The sequence below is a fragment of the Kitasatospora sp. NPDC001527 genome (assembly GCF_040298605.1).
GTDB lineage: Bacteria > Actinomycetota > Actinomycetes > Streptomycetales > Streptomycetaceae > Kitasatospora.
The window spans coordinates 1-1,028 of sequence record NZ_JBEPAM010000128.1; the positions used below are offsets into that span (position 1 = coordinate 1).

Below are 1,028 nucleotides of genomic sequence, written 5' to 3' on the forward strand. Positions count from 1 at the left end.
GACGATCTTCGCGGAGGTGGTGGCGCGGGTGGGGGCGGCCGCGTTAGAGCTTGCGAAGTCCACTGAGGACCCTTTCGAGCAGCGTGACGTCGGGCTGGTTTCCGGTTTCGCCGCCGGAAGCGGGCTGGTGGATGGCGACCAGGCCGGCCTCGGCCAGGTCGGCCACGAGGATCCGGGCCACTCCCAGGGGCAGGGAGAGCAGCGCCGAGACCTCGGCCACGGACTTGACCTCGGTGCACAGGGTGCAGATCCGCTGGTGCTCGGGGAGCAGGGTGGCCAGGCGTTGCGGATCCACGTTGGCGGAGACGAGCGCCTCCAGGGCGAGCTCGTACCGGGGCCGGGTGCGTCCGCCGGTCATCGCGAACGGGCGGATCAGCGGGCCGGAGTCCGGCTCGTCCTCGAAGTCGTCGCCGAAGTCCTGGCCGGGCCCGTGGTGGCCGGGCGCCGGGCCGGGTGACGCGGCCGGCCGCCCGACGGCCGGGCCGCGGCCGGAGAGGTGACCGGGCTGCTGTCCGACCGTCCCGTCCGGGTAGCCGGGCGGGGGAGCGTCGTACGAGGGCCGGGGCTGGCCGTACTGGCCGTACTGCCCCGGCGCGTACGGCTGGCCGTACGACGGCCCGCCGTAGTGCGGGCCGGGCTGGCCGTGCTGGCCGTGCAGCGGCTGGCCGTACTGCTGACCGTGGCCGACGACGCCGGGTGCTCCGAAGGCGTCATGGCCTGTGCCAGGGTACGGAACGCCGTACTGGCCGCTGCGGTCGTCGGGCGGTGTCACGGTTCCTCTCCTCACAGGGTGCGGCGGTGCGGTGCGAGCTCGGGCACGGGTCCGGAGCCGGTGGTGCGAAGGCCGTACAACGTCCGAACCCGAGCCCGCCGAAGCGGGCCCGGGACGAACGCGGAGGTGCTTCGAATACCTGGACGGTATCCGACGGACCGTCAGTGCAGGAGACTGCCCTGGAGTTCTGCGCGGAGTGCGGGGGTGAGGACGGCGCCGGCGCGGTCGACGAGCAGGGCCATCTCGTATCCGACGA

General features: G+C 73.5%; 1 protein-coding gene and 1 pseudogene. Both read right to left on the minus strand.

Annotated elements, in window-relative coordinates; all coding sequences use genetic code 11:
• Nucleotides 1-43: 43 nt before the first annotated feature.
• On the minus strand, nucleotides 44-772 hold the full coding sequence (locus ABT238_RS38735; protein ID WP_350807421.1) for a DUF742 domain-containing protein: 729 nt from the start codon (nucleotides 770-772) through the stop codon (nucleotides 44-46).
• A gap of 161 nt (nucleotides 773-933) precedes the next feature.
• Nucleotides 934-1,028: pseudogene (locus ABT238_RS38740) on the minus strand (roadblock/LC7 domain-containing protein); the annotation flags it as partial.